The sequence below is a fragment of the Kistimonas scapharcae genome (assembly GCF_039540975.1).
Lineage (GTDB): Bacteria > Pseudomonadota > Gammaproteobacteria > Pseudomonadales > Endozoicomonadaceae > Kistimonas > Kistimonas scapharcae.
This window is the reverse complement of the sequence record NZ_BAABFL010000211.1, coordinates 1-913: the sequence shown is the minus strand read 5'-3', so window position 1 is coordinate 913 and position 913 is coordinate 1. Positions and strand designations below refer to the sequence as shown.

Annotated in this window: 1 protein-coding gene; it reads right to left on the bottom strand. The window is 48.2% G+C overall.

The genetic code is table 11. The features are described from left to right. Positions 1 to 73: 73 nt before the first annotated feature. Positions 74 to 913 (bottom strand): LysR substrate-binding domain-containing protein (locus ABD892_RS10470; protein WP_345195568.1); only part of this gene is annotated, 840 nt, incomplete at its 5' end.

The window sequence follows — 913 nt, the reverse complement described above, 5'->3', positions numbered from 1 at the left end:
TTTTGCCTGAAGAGCACAGGGGACGCTCTCTTCATTCAATTTAGCCTTACTTCTTCAGATCGTTAAGCGGGAGTTAAGGTTTTAGTAAATGTCTAAGCCAGATCTGTGCTGCAGAATGTTCACAGCGTGGATGCCATATCATCGAATAATCAAAGGGCTTGAAGTTGAAGGGGAGGGGCTTGATTACCAGTTGATGCTGGTCGGCGGCCAGGTATGCAAGATCTGCTGGTACTGTGATGATCAAAGGCATGGCTTCAATAATGGCAAGGGCAGCTTCCAGATGGTAGGCACGGAGCACCATCCGCCGTTCTGGATATCCGCGCAGGGCGTCATCTATTAATGACTTTACACCGTCACTTACGGCAATCATTGCATGGGGGCAGGAAAGGTAGTCCGTCAATGTTAAAGCGTTGGACGCTTGTGGGTGGTGCTTTGACAGTAGGCAGAAAACACTGACTAGTCCCAAGATCTCCTGATGTAAGGGGGTAACTGAATCTGTTGGGCGGCATAATGCAATGTCGCAACCGCCTGTCGTTAGTTGGGTCAGCAAATTGTCATGATGTAATGGCACGAATTCCAGTGAAACCCCAGGTGCTTCGCGATAAATCCTGGGTAATGCAAACGGCAGGATAGTTTGCATTACATAATCGGTTGTGGCTATGACGAAGCGCTGTTGGCATAACTCAGGCTTGAAGCGCTCTGGTGAGAGCAGCTTTCTTAGTGCTTCCAAAGGATCGTGTAATGATTGCTGCAGCTGCAGGGCTCGTTCTGTCGGAATTAATTTTTGTCCGTTACGTGTAAATAGAGGGTCGTTCAGCAATTCACGCAAGCGCTGCGTATTCTGGCACAACTTGAACACCGATTCTGGTAACTCTTGAACACCCATTCTGGTAAGTCTTGAACACTGATTCTG